General features: G+C 72.0%; 18 protein-coding genes and 1 pseudogene. 4 read left to right on the top strand and 15 right to left on the bottom strand.

Annotated features, from left to right (window positions below; translation table 11 throughout):
* Positions 1–99: 99 nt before the first annotated feature.
* From HZU84_RS09675 to HZU84_RS09650, 6 genes are all read right to left on the bottom strand, one after another.
* A complete protein-coding gene (locus tag HZU84_RS09675; RefSeq protein ID WP_473964400.1) occupies positions 100–750 on the bottom strand; it encodes a YiaD family glycine zipper/OmpA-like lipoprotein in 651 nt (216 codons plus the stop codon).
* Positions 751–841: 91 nt separating this feature from the next.
* Positions 842–1,465, bottom strand: a complete 624-nt coding sequence (locus HZU84_RS09670) for a hypothetical protein (RefSeq protein ID WP_149502114.1) — start codon at positions 1,463–1,465, stop codon at positions 842–844.
* 14 nt (positions 1,466–1,479) lie between these two features.
* Positions 1,480–1,863 (bottom strand): hypothetical protein, encoded by a 384-nt coding sequence (locus HZU84_RS09665; RefSeq protein WP_149502112.1) that lies wholly within the window; start codon positions 1,861–1,863, stop codon positions 1,480–1,482.
* Positions 1,864–1,935: 72 nt separating this feature from the next.
* Positions 1,936–3,327 (bottom strand): CHASE3 domain-containing protein, encoded by a 1,392-nt coding sequence (locus tag HZU84_RS09660; protein WP_244954489.1) that lies wholly within the window; start codon positions 3,325–3,327, stop codon positions 1,936–1,938.
* 15 nt (positions 3,328–3,342) lie between these two features.
* Complete coding sequence (locus HZU84_RS09655) at positions 3,343–3,717, bottom strand: response regulator transcription factor (RefSeq protein WP_149502109.1); 375 nt, start codon at positions 3,715–3,717, stop codon at positions 3,343–3,345.
* Positions 3,718–3,870: 153 nt separating this feature from the next.
* The gene (locus HZU84_RS09650; RefSeq protein WP_149502107.1) at positions 3,871–4,428 is read right to left on the bottom strand and encodes a ferritin-like domain-containing protein; all 558 of its coding nucleotides are present in this window, start codon (positions 4,426–4,428) and stop codon (positions 3,871–3,873) included.
* A 266-nt stretch (positions 4,429–4,694) separates the two neighbouring features.
* Here HZU84_RS09650 and HZU84_RS09645 point away from each other — a divergent pair, with 266 nt between their 5' ends.
* Together HZU84_RS09645 and HZU84_RS09640 are read left to right on the top strand one after the other, a co-directional pair.
* Complete coding sequence (locus tag HZU84_RS09645) at positions 4,695–6,068, top strand: MATE family efflux transporter (RefSeq protein WP_149502105.1); 1,374 nt, start codon at positions 4,695–4,697, stop codon at positions 6,066–6,068.
* A gap of 132 nt (positions 6,069–6,200) precedes the next feature.
* Positions 6,201–7,103 carry an intradiol ring-cleavage dioxygenase gene (locus tag HZU84_RS09640; protein ID WP_149502103.1) on the top strand — a complete coding sequence of 301 codons (903 nt, stop codon included), beginning with the start codon at positions 6,201–6,203 and terminating at the stop codon, positions 7,101–7,103.
* 67 nt (positions 7,104–7,170) lie between these two features.
* Here the strand turns inward: HZU84_RS09640 and HZU84_RS09635 are convergent, their stop codons facing one another.
* Together HZU84_RS09635 and HZU84_RS09630 are read right to left on the bottom strand one after the other, a co-directional pair.
* Positions 7,171–8,364, bottom strand: a complete 1,194-nt coding sequence (locus HZU84_RS09635; RefSeq protein ID WP_149502101.1) for a M20 aminoacylase family protein — start codon at positions 8,362–8,364, stop codon at positions 7,171–7,173.
* A 27-nt stretch (positions 8,365–8,391) separates the two neighbouring features.
* Positions 8,392–9,411 carry a Bug family tripartite tricarboxylate transporter substrate binding protein gene (locus tag HZU84_RS09630; RefSeq protein WP_149502099.1) on the bottom strand — a complete coding sequence of 340 codons (1,020 nt, stop codon included), beginning with the start codon at positions 9,409–9,411 and terminating at the stop codon, positions 8,392–8,394.
* A 228-nt stretch (positions 9,412–9,639) separates the two neighbouring features.
* On the opposite strand from HZU84_RS09630, the gene HZU84_RS09625 reads away from it, so the two are divergent.
* Positions 9,640–10,572, top strand: coding sequence for a LysR family transcriptional regulator (locus tag HZU84_RS09625; RefSeq protein ID WP_149502097.1), 933 nt, complete (start codon positions 9,640–9,642; stop codon positions 10,570–10,572).
* On the opposite strand, the gene HZU84_RS09620 is transcribed toward HZU84_RS09625, so the two are convergent.
* The 5 genes and pseudogenes from HZU84_RS09620 to HZU84_RS09600 all read right to left on the bottom strand — a co-directional run bounded on the left by HZU84_RS09620 (position 10,538) and on the right by HZU84_RS09600 (position 15,359).
* Positions 10,538–11,197: a DUF502 domain-containing protein gene (locus tag HZU84_RS09620; protein ID WP_149502095.1), complete on the bottom strand. Its 660-nt coding sequence runs from the start codon at positions 11,195–11,197 to the stop codon at positions 10,538–10,540. The genes HZU84_RS09625 and HZU84_RS09620 overlap by 35 nt on opposite strands.
* A gap of 55 nt (positions 11,198–11,252) precedes the next feature.
* Positions 11,253–12,242: pseudogene (locus HZU84_RS09615) on the bottom strand (tripartite tricarboxylate transporter substrate binding protein).
* An 11-nt stretch (positions 12,243–12,253) separates the two neighbouring features.
* Positions 12,254–12,955, bottom strand: a complete 702-nt coding sequence (locus HZU84_RS09610) for a fumarylacetoacetate hydrolase family protein (RefSeq protein WP_149502093.1) — start codon at positions 12,953–12,955, stop codon at positions 12,254–12,256.
* A 73-nt stretch (positions 12,956–13,028) separates the two neighbouring features.
* Complete coding sequence (locus tag HZU84_RS09605) at positions 13,029–14,099, bottom strand: cupin domain-containing protein (protein WP_375139031.1); 1,071 nt, start codon at positions 14,097–14,099, stop codon at positions 13,029–13,031.
* A 21-nt stretch (positions 14,100–14,120) separates the two neighbouring features.
* The gene (locus tag HZU84_RS09600) at positions 14,121–15,359 is read right to left on the bottom strand and encodes a 3-hydroxybenzoate 6-monooxygenase (RefSeq protein ID WP_149502089.1); all 1,239 of its coding nucleotides are present in this window, start codon (positions 15,357–15,359) and stop codon (positions 14,121–14,123) included.
* 95 nt (positions 15,360–15,454) lie between these two features.
* On the opposite strand from HZU84_RS09600, the gene HZU84_RS09595 reads away from it, so the two are divergent.
* A complete protein-coding gene (locus HZU84_RS09595; protein WP_149502088.1) occupies positions 15,455–15,937 on the top strand; it encodes a MarR family winged helix-turn-helix transcriptional regulator in 483 nt (160 codons plus the stop codon).
* A 15-nt stretch (positions 15,938–15,952) separates the two neighbouring features.
* On the opposite strand, the gene HZU84_RS09590 is transcribed toward HZU84_RS09595, so the two are convergent.
* Together HZU84_RS09590 and pcaF are read right to left on the bottom strand one after the other, a co-directional pair.
* Entirely contained in the window at positions 15,953–16,369 is a 417-nt protein-coding gene (locus HZU84_RS09590; protein ID WP_149502086.1) for a cupin domain-containing protein, read from the bottom strand.
* Positions 16,370–16,392: 23 nt separating this feature from the next.
* Positions 16,393–17,595, bottom strand: coding sequence for a 3-oxoadipyl-CoA thiolase (gene pcaF / locus HZU84_RS09585; protein ID WP_149502085.1), 1,203 nt, complete (start codon positions 17,593–17,595; stop codon positions 16,393–16,395).
* Positions 17,596–17,617 lie beyond the last annotated feature (22 nt).

Here is a 17,617-nt window from a genome sequence, read left to right as displayed (position 1 = left end):
CCATGAAGGGTGAATGACGAACGACGGCAAACGACGGAAGGCCCGCACGAGGCGGGCCAGCGGGCAGGAGAAGGCGAAAGACGATGCGTCGCGGCGCGATCAGCCGCCGGCCTGGGCGGGTTCGGAGAGATAGATCTCGACGCGGCGGTTCATCGCGCGGCCGGACTCGCTGTCGTTGCTGGCGACCGGATCGCTGGCGCCGCGTCCGTCGACGACGATGCGCGAGGCGGTGACGCCGCGGCCGACCAGGTAGTCGCGCACCGATTCGGCCCGGTCCAGCGACAGCGGGCGGTTCACCGCGTCGCTGCCGGTCGAGTCGGTGTAGCCGATGACGTTCATGCGCAGCGCGGCATCGGTGTTGCGCGCCAGCTCGTCGAGCACCGGGCGCATCTGCGGCTTGACCGCCGAGCGGCCGATGTCGAAGGAGAAATCGCTGGGAATGTTGACGCGGATGCGGTTGTCCGCCGTGCGCGCGACCTGCACCGCGGTGCCCTGCGTGGCCTGCTCGAGCGCCTTCTGGCGCTCTTCCATGCGCTTGGACCACAGATTGCCGGCCACCGCGCCGACCACGCCACCGATGACCGCACTCTGCCCGGCCTTGCCGCCGGTGACCGAGCCGATCACCGCGCCGACGCCCGCACCGACCCCGGCGCCGACCGCGGTGCCGCGCTGGCGCTCGCTCATCGGCGTGGAGCAGCCGGCAGCCAGCATGGCCAGCGACAGCGCCACCAGGCCGGAGCCGGCACGCAGGCGCGACAGCGGGCGAGACAAGACAGGACAGGCACCGGACAGCACGGCCGGCGACGACGGCGAGGAAGGCAGGAGAAGGTTTTTCATGGCCTCATGGTCGCGCGAAGGATTCCTGCACGGCATCGGCCTGCGCCGACTGTTCCTGTCGGACGACGCCGACAGCGGCCTCGGCCGTGTCCTGCGCCGACGGGCTCATCGCCCGCGTGGCCAGCGCGGTGACCGCGGCATGGATCAGCGTCTGCATCGGGAACTGCGCGCGCAGCCAGCCACCCAGATGGCTCTGCACCGGCCGCCAGAGCCTGAGCACCCGGGCGTCCTGCCACGGCCGCAGCGCTGCCAGTGCGCCGCCGGCGGCTGCCGCCAGCGCCACCGCGACGACGGGATGGCGGCGCACGAAGGGTGCGGTCGTGCGATCGAGACGGCCCTGGGCCCGCAGCAGCACCGCACGCGCCGGATGGCGCTCCCACCACAGCTGCCCGGTGTCGAGCAGCACCGCGCCGACCGGATGAGCCTCGACGCGCTGGCGCAGCGCCGCCAGCAGGCTGAGCTGGCCCGCGACGTCGACCGGCGCCGCGGGCGCCCGCCGCTCGCCCGAGGCCACCGCCGGCCGGGCCTCGGCATCGGCGGGATCGGCCTCGCCACGCATGTGCGCAAGCAGGCGCTCGCGGGAAGCCTCCAGGCGCTCGCGCGCTCGGCTCAGGTCCGGATCCAGCATCTTGCGGTGTCCTTTCAGGGTCGCGAGGCGTCGTGCAGCATCTGCGCGTCACGCGAGAACTGCTCGCGCAGCGGGCCGAAGCCGGCCAGCGGTGCGCTCGAGCGCAGCGCCCAGGCCGCGCCCAGCGCCAGCAGCGCCGGCAGCGCCGGAATCAGCAGCAGCATCCAGGGCCGCGCCAGCAGCTCGGGCGACAGCGCCGCCCACAGCAGCAGCGCCATGCCGGCCAGCAGCAGCGCCAGCAGCGCGCCCAGGCCGGCCAGCGCCGCCAGCAGCGCGCGGGTGGCCAGCGCGCGTCGGGTCGCACGCACCTGCGCGGAGGCCAGGTCCGCATAGGCGTCGAGGTGATCGGCGAGCAGGTCGGGCCGCCGCGCCAGCAGCTTGAGCAGGGGATGGAACATGGTGCATCCAGCGTAGGACGCGCCCGCAGGTGCCGCCAGCGGCACAGCCGCCGCGCCGCTGTAGGACGGGAACTACGCCGGATCGCGCCGCGGCAGCCAGGCCGACAGGCGGGTGCCGCGCCCGGGCGCCGCGTCGATCTCGAACATGCCGCCCTCGCTCTCGACACGGTAGCGCATGCCGGTCAGGCCGTGGGCGCTGCGACCGCTGGCCTGGGCCGCATCGAAGCCGATGCCGTCATCCTGCACGGTCAGCAGCGCCATCGGGCCGTCCAGCGCCAGGCCGATCTCGACCGTGCCGGCCTGCGCGTACTTGGCGATGTTGGTCAGCGCCTCCTGCACCATGCGGTAGGCGGTGAGCTGCGCGCCGGCATCCAGGCCGATGCCCGGCGTCAGCTTCATGTGCACCGCCAGACCCGAGCGTTCGGCGAACTCGCTGCCGAGAATCTCCAGCGCCGGCAGCAGCCCGAGATTGGACAGCGAGGACGGCCGCAGGTCCTCGATGATGCGGCGCTTGAGCGCGATGCCGCTGTTGAGCGTCTGCGTCAGATGCTTCAGGCGCTCGTGCACCTCCGGCGGCGCGTCGGCCAGCTTCGGGCGGATGCGGGCGGCATCCAGCTTGGCGGCAGTCAGCAGCGCGCCAAGCTCGTCATGCAGCTCGCGCGCGAGCCGGCTGCGCTCGTCCTCGCGCGCATGCTGCAGATGCCAGGACAGATCGAGCAGGTCTGCGGTGCGCCGACGCACCTCGATCTCGAGCAGATCGCGCTCGGCCTGCACCACGCGCTGCTGCTCGGCGCGCTGCGCCGCCATCGCGCGGCTCTGGCGCACATACAGGCCCAGCGCCAGCAGGCTGGCGATCACCAGCGCCAGGATGCCCAGGCGCAGGAACAGCATCGCGTCGTACATCTCGGCGGTCCGGGCTGCGATGCGCTGGTTGCTGTGCTCGATCAGCTGATCGGCCAGCGCGCGGATCTGCTCCATGTTGCGCAGGCCGATGTCGGTCAGCACCAGGTCCATCGCGCCGCGCACGTCCTGGCGGTCGAAGCGCAGCAGCACCTCGCTCATCTCGTCCATCTTCATGCGCAGGCGCTCGATCAGCTCCTGCTCGATGGCCGACAGCGCGGGATCGCCATGCATGCCGGACGAACCCATGCGCTGCTGCAGCACGGCGATCTGGCTCTCGATGTCGCGCACCGCCTCGATGTAGGGCTGCAGATACTCGCGCCGGCTCGACAGCAGATAGCCGCGCTTGGCCGACTCCGCCTGCGTCACCAGGCCGAGCAGCCGGTGCAGGGTCAGCCGCGCCTGCGCCGCCTCGATGGCGGCATCGAGCGAGCCACGGGTGCGCTGGTAGCCGCCCTCGCTGACGAACAGCATCAGCGCCGCGACCAGCGCCGCCAGCGGCATCACCAGGCCGCGGTCCCGCAGCCAGGTCAGCACCGCAACAGGCCGATCGCGCAGACGCATGGACAAGCCCGCCGATCAGGCCCCGAGCGTCTCGCAGTAGCCGATCAGCTCCTCGAGTTCGCTGGACTTGTCGAAGACGCGGTCGGCCCCGAGCTCGGCGCAGCGCCGGCGCATCTCGGGCGTGGCGTAGTTGCTCAGCACGACCAGATGACGGCCGTAGCGGTGCTGGCGCGCCTGCTGCAGCACGCCCAGGCCGGAGCCGGCCTTCAGGAAGATGTCGATGATGACCAGATCGGGCTGCGGGGACTGCCGGCGCAGGGCGTCGAGCGCATCGCTTTCGCTCTCGGCCGTGCCGCACACACGAACCGGCACCATCTCCTCGAGAGTCTCGATCAGGTTGTCGCGGATCACGGGGCTGTCCTCGACGATGAAGCAGGACAGGGTCCTCATGTCGAAGTGTCTTGGTGATGTCGAAGATGCAATCATGGTCCGCTCCAGCGGCTGCGCACTGTCACGGTTCGCCACAGCATAGCGCCTGCCCCTGACGCTGGCTGTAGGAGCACACCTACAGCGGCTGCGAAAACCGTGTGTGCCATTCCGGGATCAGCCCTCGAGCATGTCGGCCAGCTCGTCGGCATGCTCCTCCTCGTCGCCGAGAATGTCCTCGAGCAGGCGGCGCGTCGTCGGATCCTTGTCGGCGACCAGCGCGATCATCTGGCGGTAGCTCTCGACCGCGACCCGCTCGGCCACCAGGTTGGCGCGCACCATCGCCTTCAGGTCGTCGGACTCGTCATAGTCGGCGTGGCTGCGCTCGAGCAGCTTGGTCGGGTGGAAGTCCGGCTTGCCGCCGAGCTGCACGATGCGCTCGGCCAGGCGGTCGGCATGGCCGGCCTCTTCCTGCGCATGCACCATGAACTCCTCGGCGATCTTCGGCGAGGCCAGGCCGTGGGCGGTGAAGTGGTGGCGCTTGTAGCGCAGCACGCAGACCAGCTCGGTGGCCAGCGCGTCGTTCAGCAGCGCGACGATCTGCTCGCTCCACGGGCCCAGGCTGGGCGTGACCGCACCGTCATCGAGCGACGAGCGGGCCCGGTCGATCGCGCCCTCGTCGAGGCGCAGGGTGTCGGCGGCGGGGGCGGGGGCGGACGAGGTCTTGGCAGGCATGGCGGCTTCCTTCGAGGTTCGGGCGGTCGGACAGGGTCCGGGATGGGCTCACTGTAGGTCGGCGACACCGGGGGCGGCATCGGCCTCGGCCGGTGGCCGCTGTAGGACGACAGGCCGGTCGACGGAACGGTCGACGAAACGGTCGGAAAGCCCGGAAAGGCCCGTCGCGGGAATGCCCGGGCTGGCCGATCCGGGCCCCGGAAGTCCAGAATCTGGAACCGATTCCGAAATCGTTCCCATCCTGCACGTCCACGAGCTGCCTCCCGATGTCGTCGCTCTCCTCCTCCCGCCCGCGGCTCAACCGCATCGCCGGCCCGATCCTGGGCGAGTTCCTGATCGGCATGACGGTGGCGATGGCCGGCCTGTGGCTGGCCTCGAACGAGTCGGATGCGGCCGCCGGCGCCTTCGGGCTGTCGCAGCAGGTGCTCGAGACGCTGTTCGTGCTGTTCCGGGTGCTGGCGATCGGCGTGGGCGCCGGGGTCACGCAGGCGCTGGGCGCGCAGCGGCCGCAGGCGGCCGGCAGCACCGCACTGGTCGGCCTGGGCGCGAGCACCTGGGCCGGAGTGATCGCCGCCGGGGTGGTGCTGTTCGGCAGCGACGCGGTGCTGGACCTGCTCAACGCGCCGGCGGCGGTGGCGCAGCTCGCCGGGCCCTATCTGCAGCTGCTGGCGCTGGCGCTGCTGCTCGAGGCCTTCAACCTGACGATGGCGGCGACGCTGCGCGCGCACCTGCATGCCCGCGAGACGCTGGTCGTCATGCTGGTGATGCACGGCGTGCATCTGCTGCTGGCCTTCGTGCTGATGCGCGGCATCGGAAGCTGGGACGGCCTGGGCCTGGCCGGCTACGCGATCGGCCTGACCGTCAGCCGCGCGGTCGGGCTGGCGATGCACCTGCACTTCTGGCGCCAGCGCCTGCGGCTGGTGCCGCGCCAGCGCGACTGGTGGGTCTGCCCGCCACGGGCGCTGTGGCCGGTGCTGCGCATCGGCGTGCCCGGCGCCTCGCTGGAAATGGTCTACCGCCTGGCCTTCATGATGTCGCTGGCCGCCGCCGCGCGGCTGGGCGTGGCCGAGCTGGCGACCCAGGCCTATGTGCTGCAGGTGCTGAAGTACGTGCTGCTGATCAGCATGTCGATCGGCTGGGCCTGCGAGATCATGGTCGGCCACCTGGTGGGCGCGGGCGAGTTCCGCACCGCGCACCAGCTGGTGCGCAAGGGGCTGCGCAACGGCGTGCTCGCCTCGGGCTCGCTGGCGCTGCTGGCCGCAGCGACCGCGCCGTGGCTGATGCGCGCCTTCACCCGCGATCCGGCGGTGATCGCCTCGGCGCAGACGCTGCTGTGGATCGCCTGCGCGCTGGAGACCGGCCGGGTGGCCAACATGGTGGTGCTGGGCGCGCTGCGCGCCACCGGCGACGCGATCTATCCGACGCTGGCCAGCATGGCCTCGCTGGTGCTGGTGCTGGGCCTGGGCTCGGTGGTGCTGGGGCGGATGTTCGGCCTGCCGGGCATCTTCGCCGCCTATGCCGCCGACGAGTGCATCCGCAGCCTGATCATGCTGCACCGCTGGGAAACCCACGGCTGGGTGCGCCACGCCCGCGAGATCCTGGTGCGCATGCGCACCCCCGGCGCCGAGACCCGTTTCTGAGGCGGCCCTTGAAGCCGGCGCTGCGGCTGTTTCCGACGGAAATGGACAGAGATCAAGCCTCACCCGGGCTTGACGGAGCAGCAACACCGCGCGCGAACAATCCGCACTCGTCCTGACCCTCGAGCCACCGCCATGAACGATCACCCGCCCCACGCGCACGGCCTGCGCCATGACCTGGAACATCTGGCTCGGCTGCAGGCCCCGGACCGACGCCGCGCGCTGCGCCTGTTCGGCGGTCTGGCGGCCGGATCGCTGCCGCTGCTGGGCCTCGCGGGCTGCGGCGGTGCCAGCGAGGACGCCGGCACCTCGGGCAGCAGCAGCGGCTCGTCCTCGTTCTCCTCGTCATCCTCCTCGGCATCGACCTCCTCCGGCTCGGGCAGCACGGTGAGCTCGTGCTCGAGCATTCCGTCCGAGACGGCCGGCCCCTATCCGGGCGACGGCACCAACTCCAACAGCAGCGGTGTGGTCAACGTGCTGACGCAGAGCGGCATCGTGCGCAGCGACATCCGCTCGAGCTTCGGCACGATGAGCGGCACCGCCGCCGGCGTGCCGCTGACGGTCACGCTGAAGCTGGTCAGCGTCTCGGCCGCCTGCGCCAACCTCGAGGGCTACGCGGTCTACCTGTGGCACTGCACCCGCGACGGCGGCTATTCGCTGTATTCCTCGGGCGTGACGGCGCAGAACTACCTGCGCGGCGTGCAGGTCAGCAACGCCAGCGGCGAGCTCACCTTCACCACGATCTTTCCCGGCTGCTACAGCGGGCGCTGGCCGCACATCCACTTCGAAGTCTTCTCGAGCCTGGCCACCGCCACCAGCGGCAACAGCGACGTGCGCACCTCGCAGCTGGCGCTGCCCGAGTCGGTCTGCCGCAGCGTCTACGGCAGCGCCAGCGGCTACACCAGCAGCCTGACCAACCTGAACGCGATCACGCTGGCCAGCGACAACATCTTCAGCGACGGCTACTCGACGCAGATGGCGACGGTGACGGGCGATGCGACGAACGGCTTTGCCGCGACGCTGACCGTGGGCGTGTGAACGCGAAGTCCAGCTCCGGCGCCAGCCCGCTGAGCAGCCGCGCCGGCGGCGGGGGCGGACGAGAAGGTCATGCCGCCACCAGGAATCGCTCGGCCAGCCGCACCCAGTAGGCGGCGCCGACCGGCAGGTTGGCGTCGTTGAAGTCGTAGCCGGGGTGGTGGACCATGCAGGCGGCCGAGGCCGGGCTGCCGTCGTCCGCGCCCTGGCCGTTGCCGATCAGCAGGTAGCTGCCGGGGACGCGCTCGAGCATGAAGGCGAAGTCCTCGCTGCCGGTCAGCGGCGGCCCCTGCGGCGTGACCCGCTCCGGGCCGAGCAGCTCCAGTGCCACCTCGCGCGCGAAGGCGGTCTCGGCCGGCGTGTTGACCAGCACCGCGTAGCCGGAGCGCCAGTCGATCTGCGCACGGCAGCCGAAGCCCTCGGCCTGCGCGACGGCCAGCGCGCGGATGCGCCGCTCCAGCAGCGCGCGCACCTCGCGGTCGAGCGCGCGCACGCTCAGCTCCAGCCGCGCGCTGGCCGGGATGACGTTGTTGGCCTGGCCGGCCTGCAGCGCGCCGACCGTCACCACCGCCGCCTGCAGCGGGTCGACATTGCGCGAGACCACCGTCTGCAGCGCCATCACCAGGCTGGCGGCCGCGACCACCGGATCGGCCGCGTGCTGCGGCATCGCGCCGTGGCCGCCGGTGCCCTCGATCGTGATCGTCGCGTAGTCCGACGAGGCCATCGCCGCGCCCTCGCGCAGCACCAGGTGGCCCTGGGCGATGCCCGGCATGTTGTGCATCGCGAAGACCGCGTCGCAGGGAAAGCGCTCGAACAGGCCGTCGGCCATCATGCGCAGCGCGCCGCCCCCGCCCTCCTCGGCCGGCTGGAAGATCAGCTGCAGCGTGCCGTCGAAGCGGCCGCTGTCGGCTAGGTGGCGCGCCGCGGCCAGCAGCATCGCGGTGTGGCCGTCGTGGCCGCAGGCGTGCATCCGCCCGGGATGTGCGCTGGCCCAGGCCACGCCGGAGCGCTCCTCGATCGGCAGCGCGTCCATGTCGGCGCGCAGGCCGAGCCGGCGCGGCCCCGTGCCGCGCCTCAGCCGCCCGACCACGCCGGTGCCGCCCAGGCCACGCGTGACCTCGTAGCCCCAGCCCTCGAGCTTGTCGGCCACCAGCGCGGCGGTGCGGTGCTCCTCGAAGGCCAGCTCGGGATGCCGGTGGATGTCGCGGCGCAGCGAGACGAACTCGCCGATGCGCGCCTGCAGCGCGTCGAGCAGATAGCTCACGGTGTCAGCCCTGGCGGATCGTCGCGCTCACTGCGCCTGCAGCTTGATCGCGCGGGCGACGGCCCGGAAGCGCGCCGTCTGCGCCTCGTATTCCTTCGTCGCCTCGGCCGGGCTCATCGGTGCCGGGATCATGCCGCCGATCTTTTCCAGCTGCGCGCGCACCTCCGGGTCGGCCATCGTCGTGGCCAGCGCCTTGTTCAGCGCCTGCACCACCGGTTCGGGCGTGTCCTTGCGGACGAAGTAGCCGGTCCAGGCGTTGTAGGCGAAGTCCTTGACGAACTTGCCGTCGTTGACGCTCGGATAGGCCTTGAGCAGCGGCACCTCGACCTTGCCGGCCGGCGCCAGCGTGCCCAGGAACTTGATGCGCCCCTGCTCGGCCAGCGCCACATCCTTGGCGCCGACGACGATGAAGGACACATCCACCTGCCCGCCGGCCAGGTCGGTCGACAGCGGCGCCATGCCCTTGTAGGGCACATGGGTCATCGCCGCGCCGGCCAGGTGCGAGAAATGCTCGCCCAGCACATGGTAGAAGGAGCCGATGCCGACGCTGCCGTAGGTCAGCGGCTTGCCCTCGGCAGCCGCCTTCTTCGCCAGCGCGGCCAGCTCGTCGAGGTTGCTCGCCGGCAGGTCCTTGCGCGCCAGCACCGCCATCGGGAAGGCGCCGATGATCTGCACCATGCGGAAGTCTTCGGACCTGTACTTGACCGCCTGCAGCGCCATCGGCGCCAGGATCAGCTCGTTGGGCGAGCCCTGGTAGAGAAAATGCCCGTCGGCCGGCGCGCCCAGCACCTTCTGCGCACCCAGCGCACCGCTGACGCCGCCCAGGTTCTCCACCATCACCATCTGCCCGAGCGCCTTGCTCAGCGGCTTCTCCACCACCCGCGCGATCGCGTCCGACAGGCCGCCGGCCGGGTACGGCACCATCAGGCTGACCGACCTGGTCGGGAAGGACTGCGCCTGCGCAGGCGCACCGCCCAGCGTCAGCGCCGACAGCCCCAACGCGCCCAGCAGGGTGAGCGCACGAACGGAAAAGGTCTTGCGGTTCATCGTCATGTCCTCCGGCCAGCGAGATTGCGGGGTGATCCTGATGAAGCCCATGCTAGGCAGCGCCAGAATCGACGTCCAATGCATTGTTCTCTCGGGTTTGATGAGTCGGATGAATGCCGTACGCCGCCAGCCTCCCCCACCCGTCATCCTCGCGAAGGCGAGGACCCACCCCCACCACCGCCCGGCTCCCGCGCGGCGGCCCGCCTGCGCAGGCATGACGGAGTCGCCATGACCCTGGTCCAGCTCCGCCACCTGCTTGCGCTGGCCGACAGCGGTTCGTTCAGCCGCGCCGCCGAGGCGGTGCATCTGACCCAGCCCGCGCTCAGCCGCAGCATCCAGACGCTCGAGGACGAGCTGGGCCAGCCGCTGTTCGACCGCCTGGGCCGGCACAGCGAGCTGACGCCCTTCGGCCGCGCGATGGCCGTGCGCGCGCGCCAGGTGCTGGACGACGCCGATGCGCTGCGCGACCACGGCCGGCGGCTGGCGCGCGGCGAGGCGGCCGAGCTGCGTCTGGGCCTGGGCTCGGGGCCGGGCGCGATGCTGATGACGCCGCTGCTGATGAGCGCGGCAGCGCGCCATCCCGGCTGGCGCATCGAGGTGTCGCGCGCCACCACCGCACGGCTGGTGCAGGCGCTGCAGGCGCGCGCGCTCGACGCGCTGGTGGTGGATGTGCGCTCGCTGGCGCCCTCGGCCGATCTGTGCGTCGACACGCCGTGCGAGATGCGCGGCGCCTTCATGGTGCGCCCCGGCCACCCGCTGCTGGCGGCGGACACCGGCGTGCGCTTCGACGAGGTGCAGCGCTTTCCCATCGCCTCGACCCCGCTCAGCGACGAGGTCGCGCGCGTGCTGATGGCGCGCTACGGCCCCGAGGCGCACCCGCAGCGCTGCGTCACGCTGCGCTGCGAGGAGATCCCGAGCCTGGTCGAGGTCACCGCGCGCAGCGACGCGGTGCTGATCGCGATCCGCGCCGCCGGCCCGACGCTGGTCGAGCTGCCGATGGAGCCGCCGCTGGACGCCACCGCGCGCTTCGGCCTGGCGACGCTGGCCGGGCGCGAGCCGGTGCCGGGGCTGGAGGCGGTGCGCGCGCTGATGCGCGAGGCGCTGCGGGACACGCCAAGCAGCCGCCTCAGTGCGGCCGCGGCAGATGCTCGCGCGCGGTGACGCCCATCGACACATAGATGCTGGTCAGCGCCTCCATGCCGACATCGGCCGGGCGGACCCAGTCGGCCGGCACGAAGAGCAGGCCGCCGCCGACCGGCACCGGCGCGGTCGGCACGATCACGCCCAGGTGCGGGCGATCGGCCAGCAGCACCGGCTCGGGCAGCGACAGCAGCGCCAGCACCGCCACGCCGGGCTGCTCGACCCCGCCGAAATGCACCCAGACCGCGCTCATCGACTTCGGACCCTCGCGGTCCTTCTGGCGCATCAGGTCGACCAGGCGGTGCGACAGCTCGTAGACGGTGCGCACCAGCGGAATGCGCCCGATCAGGTTGGCCAGCAGCCGGCTGATGCCGATCTGCACGCCGGCATGCACCAGCGCGCCCAGCACCACCATCGCGCAGGCGACCAGACCGATGCCGATCAGGTAGCCCACCACCTCCGAGCCGCTGACGCCCAGCCCCAGGAAGATCAGCCAGCCGCCGATCATGCTGTCCGGCCCCAGCCACTTCAGCAGCAGGCTGGCCGCCCACCAGAAGATGGCGACCGTGGCCGCCAGCGGCAGGGTGGCCAGCACCCCGGTGACGAAGAACCGGACAAGATGGCGAGAGGAGCGGCGGATCGGCATGGCGTGGCGGGCGTGAAGGCGACGCGATTGTGCGGCACGCCCGCGGCCGGAGAGATCACTCCAGGCTGATGTTCGCCTTCTTCACCAGCCCCTCGTAGAGCCTGGACTTGGCCTCGGCAGCGCGCGCGATCTCCTCGGGCGACCAGCTGATCGGCTCGAAGGCGAAGGTGTCGAAGCGCGCCCTGATCTCCGGGTCGGCCAGCACGCGGCCCATGTCGGCGTTGATCTTCGCGCGCACCGGCGCCGGCAGCCCCTTCGGCGCGACCAGCACGACGAAGGCGTTGACGTCGAAGCCGGCCGGCGCACCGGCCTCCTGCGCGGTGGGCACCTCGGGCATCTGCGGCAGGCGCTTCGTCGCGGCCACCGCGATATAGCGCAGCTTGCCGGCCTTGTAGGCGCCGGAGCTCGAGGGCAGCGTGCCCAGGCTCCAGGCCACGTCGCCGGAGCCGACCGCCGGATAGAGCTGGCTGACCTCGCGGAAGGGCACATGCTGCATGCGGATGCCGGTCAGATCCTCGAGCAGCTCGGCGCCGAGGTGGCCGGGGCTGCCCACGCCCCAGGAGCCGTAGTTGACCCGGCCCGGCTCGGCCCTGGCCGCGGCGATCAGGTCGGTCATGGTCTTCCACTTCGAATCGGTGCCGACCGCGACCAGGAAGGTGGTGCGGAAGATCGACGCCACCGGCTCGAAGGCGCCGACCGCCGCCGCGCCGTGCTGCTACAGGTGCGGCACCGCGCCCAAGTGGTCGCTGTCGAGCTGCAGCAGCGTGTAGCCGTCGGCGGCGGTGCGGCGCGCCGCCTCCATCGCGATGAAGCCGCCGCCGCCGGGGCGGTTCTCCACCATGACGCGCTGGTTCCAGAGCCGGCCCAGCTTGTCGGCCACCAGGCGCAGCGTGGCGTCCGGGCCGCTGCCCGGGGCGAAGGCGGTGAACAGCGTCACCGGCTTGCTCGGGAAGTCGACCGCGCTCTGTGCCTGCGCCTGCGCCGGCAGGTGGGCGGCCGCGGCGGCGCCGATCAGGGCCGCGGCGAGAAAGGTCTTTCGCTTCATCGCAGGCGCCCTCACTCGGCCGCGCCGATCGTCAGCGCGATCTCGCCCACGCCCGCCACCCGGCCGGTGATGACATCGCCCGCCACCACCGCGCCGACGCCCTCGGGCGTGCCGGTGTAGATCAGGTCGCCGGGCTGCAGGTGGTAGAGCGTCGACAGGTCGGCGATCAGCTCGGGAATGTTCCAGATCAGCTTGTCGATGTCGGACTTCTGGCGCGTCTGGCCGTTGACCTCCAGCGCGATCTCGCCGGAGGCGATGACCACGCCGGGCATCGGCACCAGCTCGGAGATGACCGCGCCCTGCTCGATGTCCTTGGCGATGTCCCAGGGGCGGCCCTTGTCGCGCAGGGCGAGCTGCAGGTCGCGGCGGGTCATGTCCAGACCGCAGGCATAGCCCCAGATCAGCGCGGCCGCATCGGCCTCGGCGACCCGGAAGCCGGGCTTGCCGATCACCACCACCAGCTCCATCTCGTGGTGGTAGTTGGCGGTGCGCGGCGGGTAGGCGATGGTCGCGCCGCTCTCCACCAGCGTCGAGGGCGACTTGGTGAAATAGAACGGCACCTCGACCGACTTGTCGACCGGGCGGCCCATCTCGATCGCATGGGCGGCGTAGTTGCGGCCGACGCAGAAGATGCGGTGGACCGGCAGGCGGGCGTCCGTGCCGCGCACGGGCAGCGAGGCGACGGGGGGCGGGTTCCAGAGGTAGGTCGTCATGGCGGTGGCGGTGCGGGTGGGAGAGACGGCGAGAAGGAAAGAGAGGAAGTGCGCGGGAGGAGCAGGCCTCAGCCTAGTCCCGCTGCTCGAGCAGGCCGAGCTTGCGGTGCAGCGGCGACTCGTCGGCGATGAAGACGAAGGCGGGCGCGTCGGTGCGGGCATTGCGCAGCGTGACCGCGCTGAAGCCCGGCGCGACGCAGGTGTCGGCCTCGGCCAGCGCGAAGCGGCGCGGCTGCGGCGCGTCGATCGCGGCCTCGACGGCGCCCTCGATCAGGTGGAAGACGCTAGCCGGCGAGCGCGGCGGCAGCCGCAGCGTCTGGCCCGGGCGCAGCATCAGCGCGTGGAAGCCGAGAATGTTCTCGGCGTCCTCGCCGGTCTCGGGGTTGACGTAGGTGAGCTGCACCGCCTCCCGGTCCGGGCGGTCCTCGGCCAGCGACTGCAGCGCCGCGCGCGCCTCGACCCAGGGGTAGCGCAGCACCGGATAGCGCCGGCGGCCGGGGCCGTCGCCCCCGAAGACCGGCGTCGGCACCAGGCCGGCGCGGGTGTGGGCGCGGTCGCCGCGGCCGGGCCGCTGCTTCTGGCGCTCGCCGTTGAGGTGGTAGCTGGCCTCCAGGTAATGCACCAGCGGCAGGTCCAGCACGTCGAGCCAGACCACCGGCGCGTCGCCGTCGTGGCCGTGCTCGTGCCACAGGCCGGTGGGCGTGAGGATCAGGTCGCCGCGCGACATCGGGCATTTCTCGCCGTCGACCAGGGTCCAGGCGCCCTCGCCTTCGACCACCATGCGCACCGCGTTGGGCGTGTGGCGGTGCGACGGCGCCCACTCGCCCGGCAGCAGCAGCTGCATGCCCAGGTAGATCGCGCTGCTGGCCTGCATCTTCTCCAGCGTGTGGCCGGGATTGGCCAGCACCAGCACCCGGCGCTCGGCCTTCTCGATGGGGGTCAGGTCGCCGGCGCGCATCAGCAGCGGCCGGATGTCGCCATAGGCCCAGTGCACCGCCTGCGTCGGGCGGGTCGGCACCTGGGGCGGCAGCACCGCGCGCAGGCTGGGCCACAGCGGCACCAGGTTGCGCGCGCGCATCGCCTGCACATCGTCGGCCGGCAGGTCCTCGAGCCGGCCGAGCGGGGCGTCGTCTTGCATCTGCATCTCCTCGGGGGTCTGCGACATTCAGCGGCGGGCGGCGTCGAGGCAGTTGCCGACGTTCCAGCCGTAGAGCCATTCCAGCGCGTCCTGGAAGCGCTCGGGCGAACGGCCGCGCCACAGGTCGTTGCGCACCAGGCGCTCGACGCCCTTGGCGTGATAGAGGCGCCCCATCTCGCGGCTGGAGAGCACGATGCGCGCGGTACGCGCGACGCGGGCGCGCTGGTAGAGGTCGAGCGCGTGCGGCCAGTCGGTGCCCGGGCCGTCGCCGCATTCGCGCAGCGCCTCGCCCAGCGTCACCGCATCCTCCATCGCCATGCAGGCGCCCTGCGCCAGGTACTGCGTCGTCGGGTGCGCCGCGTCGCCCAGCAGCGTGACGCGGCCGAAGCTCCACTGCGCGATCGGCTCGCGGTCGGCGGTGGCCCAGCGCTTCCAGGACTTCGGCAGGTCGATGAGCTGGCGTGCCTTCGGGCGGATGCCGTGAAAGTAGCTCTGCACCTCTTCCTTGCTGCCCTCGCGCACGCCCCACTGCTCGGTCTCGCGGCTGTGGAAGGTGACGACGACGTTGTACTGCTCGCCGCCGCGCAGCGGGTAGTGCACCAGATGGCAGTTCGGCCCGACCCAGATGCTGGCGGCGTTCCAGCGCAGCTCCTCGGGAAAGTCGGCCCGGTCGACCACCGCGCGGTAGACGACATGGCCGGTCACCCGCGCCGCGTCGCCGACGAACTGCTGGCGCACCACCGACTTGACGCCATCGGCGCCGATCAGCGCCACGCCACGCCAGCGGCGGCCGTCCTGTGCGATCACGCTCACGCCGGTCTCGTCCTGCTCGACCCGCTCGACCCGGGTCGAGGTGTGGAAGTCGACCCGGCCGCTGGCCTGCGCGCCCTCGAGCAGCGACAGGTGCACGTCGGCGCGGTGAATGACCGCATAGGGATTGCCGAAGCGCGCGCGGAAGGCCTCGTCGGTGGGAATGCGGCCGACCAGCGTCTCGTCGATCGCGTCGTGCATCACCATGCAGTCGGTGTAGACCGCCCGCGCCCGCGCCTGCGGGCCGACGCCCAGCGCATCGAAGGCGGCAAAGGCATTCGGTCCGAGCTGGATGCCGGCGCCGATCTCGCCGATCTCCGCCGCCTGCTCCAGCACCGTGACCCGGAAGCCGCGCCGGGTCAGCGCCAGCGCCGCCGCCAGCCCGCCGATGCCGCCGCCGGCCACCAGCACGGTGTCCAGGCGCGCGTCTGCATCGGAAGAACGAGTTTCAGCCATCGAAGTCTCCTCGTCAGCACGCATATCATCAGCATACTGACGATCAGTGTAATGCTAGGATCCGCTGTTCCCGTTCGCGTGAAAACCCTCAGCCGATGCCCGATTCCGCCCCGTCATTCCTGTCGCCGCCGCTGACGCTCGACGGCCTGCCGGGCCATGACATCCGGCGGCTGCACCAGATCTCGGTGGCGATCTTCATGCAGGAGACCGAGGCCTTCGGCGTGACGCCGGTGCAGTACGCGGCGCTGCAGGCGGTGGGCCTTCAGCCCGGCATGGACCAGCGCACGCTGGCGCGCACCATCGGCTTCGACACCTCGACCATCGCCGGCGTGATCGACCGGCTGGAGGCGCGCGGGCTGATGCAGCGCAACGCCTCGGCGCAGGACCGCCGGGTGCGGCTGCTGACGCTGACTGCGGCCGGCGGCGTGCTGCTGGCCGCGCTGGTGCCGGCGATGCTGCAGGCGCAGCAGCGCATCCTCTCGCCGCTGCCCGAGGCCGAGCGGGGCGAGTTCATGCGCATGCTGGCGGTGCTGATCGCCGGCCACCGCACGGTCGAGGACGAGCCCGGCGCGGGCTGACCCCGCGCGCGGCGCTCAGTCCGCCGCCGGCAGCGGCCGCTCGACGACGACGAAGTGCTTGCGCACCGTCTCGATCACCTCGAACGCGCCCTCGAAGCCGCCCGGAATCACCGCGCCCTGCCCGGCCTGCACCTCGGTGGCGGTGCCGCGCGCGGCATCGTGCAGCCGCAGCCGGCCCTCGAGCACGAAGAAATACTCGTCCTTGTGCGGCGGAAAGACGATGCGCCAGTGCCCCGGCTCGCAGGTCCAGACGCCGGCGCTCAGGTCGCCCTGCGGCGCCTCGAAGGCGGTCCAGGTCTCGCGGCGCGGGCAGCCTGACAGGCGCCGGTCGACGCGCGGATGGTCGACCGCCGGCGCGGTGGCCGGATGGTTGTCGATCAGGACGATGGCGGGCGGGAACGCAGGGGCAGCGGTGGAGGCAGGGGCAGTCATGGGCGGCGAGTATGCCGCCGGCCTCAGACCCGCTCGATCACCATCGCAATGCCCTGCCCGACGCCGATGCACATCGTGCACAGCGCGTAGCGGCCCTGGATGCGGTGCAGCTGGTTCATCGCGGTGGTCACCAGCCGCGCGCCGCTGGCGCCCAGCGGATGGCCCAGCGCGATGGCGCCGCCGTTCGGATTGACCCGCGCGTCGTCGTCGGCCAGGCCCAGGTCGCGCAGCACCGCCAGGCCCTGCGCCGCGAAGGCCTCGTTGAGCTCGATCACGTCCATCTGCGCCAGACTCAGCCCGGTGAGCGCCAGCACCTTGCGCACCGCCGGCGCCGGGCCGAAGCCCATGATGCGCGGCGCCAGCCCCGCGGTGGCCATGCCGACCACCCGCGCGCGCGGCGTCAGGCCGTGGCGGGCGGCCGCCGCCTCGCTGGCCAGCAGCAGCGCGCAGGCCCCGTCGTTCACGCCCGAGGCATTGCCCGCGGTCACCGTGCCCTCCGGCCGCACCACGCCCTTGAGCCGCGCCAGCGACTCCAGGCTGGTGTCGCGCGGATGCTCGTCCTTCGTGACGACGACCGGATCACCCTTCTTCTGCGCGATCGTGACCGGACAGATCTCCGCGTCGAAGAAGCCGGCCTGCTGCGCGCGCACCGCGTTCTGCTGCGAGCGCAGCGCCATGCGGTCCTGCGCCTCGCGCTCGATGCCGAACTGCTCGGCGACGTTCTCGGCCGTCTCCGGCATCGAGTCCACGCCGTACTGCGCCTTCATCAGCCGGTTGACGAAACGCCAGCCGATCGTGGTGTCGTAGACCGCGTTGCTGCGGCTGAAGGCCGATTCTGCTTTGGGCATGACGAAGGGCGCGCGGCTCATGCTCTCGACGCCACCGGCGATCATCAGCCCGGCCTCGCCGGCGCGGATCGCGCGCGCGGCCGAGCCCACCGCGTCCAGCCCCGAGCCGCACAGCCGGTTGATCGTCGCGCCCGGCACCTCCTGCGGCAGCCCGGCCAGCAGCGCCGACATGCGCGCGACGTTGCGGTTGTCCTCGCCGGCCTGGTTGGCGCAGCCGTAGAGCACGTCGGTGACCTCGGCCCAGTCGACGGCGGAGTGGCGCGCCATCAGCGCCCGGATCGGGATCGCGCCCAGGTCGTCGGCGCGCACGCTCGACAGGGCGCCGCCGTAGCGGCCGAAGGGGGTGCGGATGGCGTCGCAGAGGTAGGCGTGGGTCATGGCGGAGCGCAGCCGGGGGGCC

The organism is Sphaerotilus sulfidivorans, assembly GCF_013426975.1.
Classification (GTDB): domain Bacteria; phylum Pseudomonadota; class Gammaproteobacteria; order Burkholderiales; family Burkholderiaceae_C; genus Sphaerotilus; species Sphaerotilus sulfidivorans.
The sequence above is the reverse complement of the archived record's forward strand: the minus strand, read 5'-3'. Positions and strand labels throughout refer to the sequence as shown.

Coding starts and splice junctions, on each gene's coding strand:
- HZU84_RS09670 (WP_149502114.1), bottom strand. CDS start 1,465: ATGCTGGATCCGGACCTGAGCCGAGCGCGCGAGCGCCTGGAGGCTTCC.
- HZU84_RS09665 (WP_149502112.1), bottom strand. CDS start 1,863: ATGTTCCATCCCCTGCTCAAGCTGCTGGCGCGGCGGCCCGACCTGCTC.
- HZU84_RS09660 (WP_244954489.1), bottom strand. CDS start 3,327: ATGCGTCTGCGCGATCGGCCTGTTGCGGTGCTGACCTGGCTGCGGGAC.
- HZU84_RS09655 (WP_149502109.1), bottom strand. CDS start 3,717: ATGAGGACCCTGTCCTGCTTCATCGTCGAGGACAGCCCCGTGATCCGC.
- HZU84_RS09650 (WP_149502107.1), bottom strand. CDS start 4,428: ATGCCTGCCAAGACCTCGTCCGCCCCCGCCCCCGCCGCCGACACCCTG.
- HZU84_RS09645 (WP_149502105.1), top strand. CDS start 4,695: ATGTCGTCGCTCTCCTCCTCCCGCCCGCGGCTCAACCGCATCGCCGGC.
- HZU84_RS09640 (WP_149502103.1), top strand. CDS start 6,201: ATGAACGATCACCCGCCCCACGCGCACGGCCTGCGCCATGACCTGGAA.
- HZU84_RS09630 (WP_149502099.1), bottom strand. CDS start 9,411: ATGAACCGCAAGACCTTTTCCGTTCGTGCGCTCACCCTGCTGGGCGCG.
- HZU84_RS09625 (WP_149502097.1), top strand. CDS start 9,640: ATGACCCTGGTCCAGCTCCGCCACCTGCTTGCGCTGGCCGACAGCGGT.
- HZU84_RS09620 (WP_149502095.1), bottom strand. CDS start 11,197: ATGCCGATCCGCCGCTCCTCTCGCCATCTTGTCCGGTTCTTCGTCACC.
- HZU84_RS09610 (WP_149502093.1), bottom strand. CDS start 12,955: ATGACGACCTACCTCTGGAACCCGCCCCCCGTCGCCTCGCTGCCCGTG.
- HZU84_RS09605 (WP_375139031.1), bottom strand. CDS start 14,099: ATGCAGATGCAAGACGACGCCCCGCTCGGCCGGCTCGAGGACCTGCCG.
- HZU84_RS09600 (WP_149502089.1), bottom strand. CDS start 15,359: ATGGCTGAAACTCGTTCTTCCGATGCAGACGCGCGCCTGGACACCGTG.
- HZU84_RS09595 (WP_149502088.1), top strand. CDS start 15,455: ATGCCCGATTCCGCCCCGTCATTCCTGTCGCCGCCGCTGACGCTCGAC.
- HZU84_RS09590 (WP_149502086.1), bottom strand. CDS start 16,369: ATGACTGCCCCTGCCTCCACCGCTGCCCCTGCGTTCCCGCCCGCCATC.
- pcaF (WP_149502085.1), bottom strand. CDS start 17,595: ATGACCCACGCCTACCTCTGCGACGCCATCCGCACCCCCTTCGGCCGC.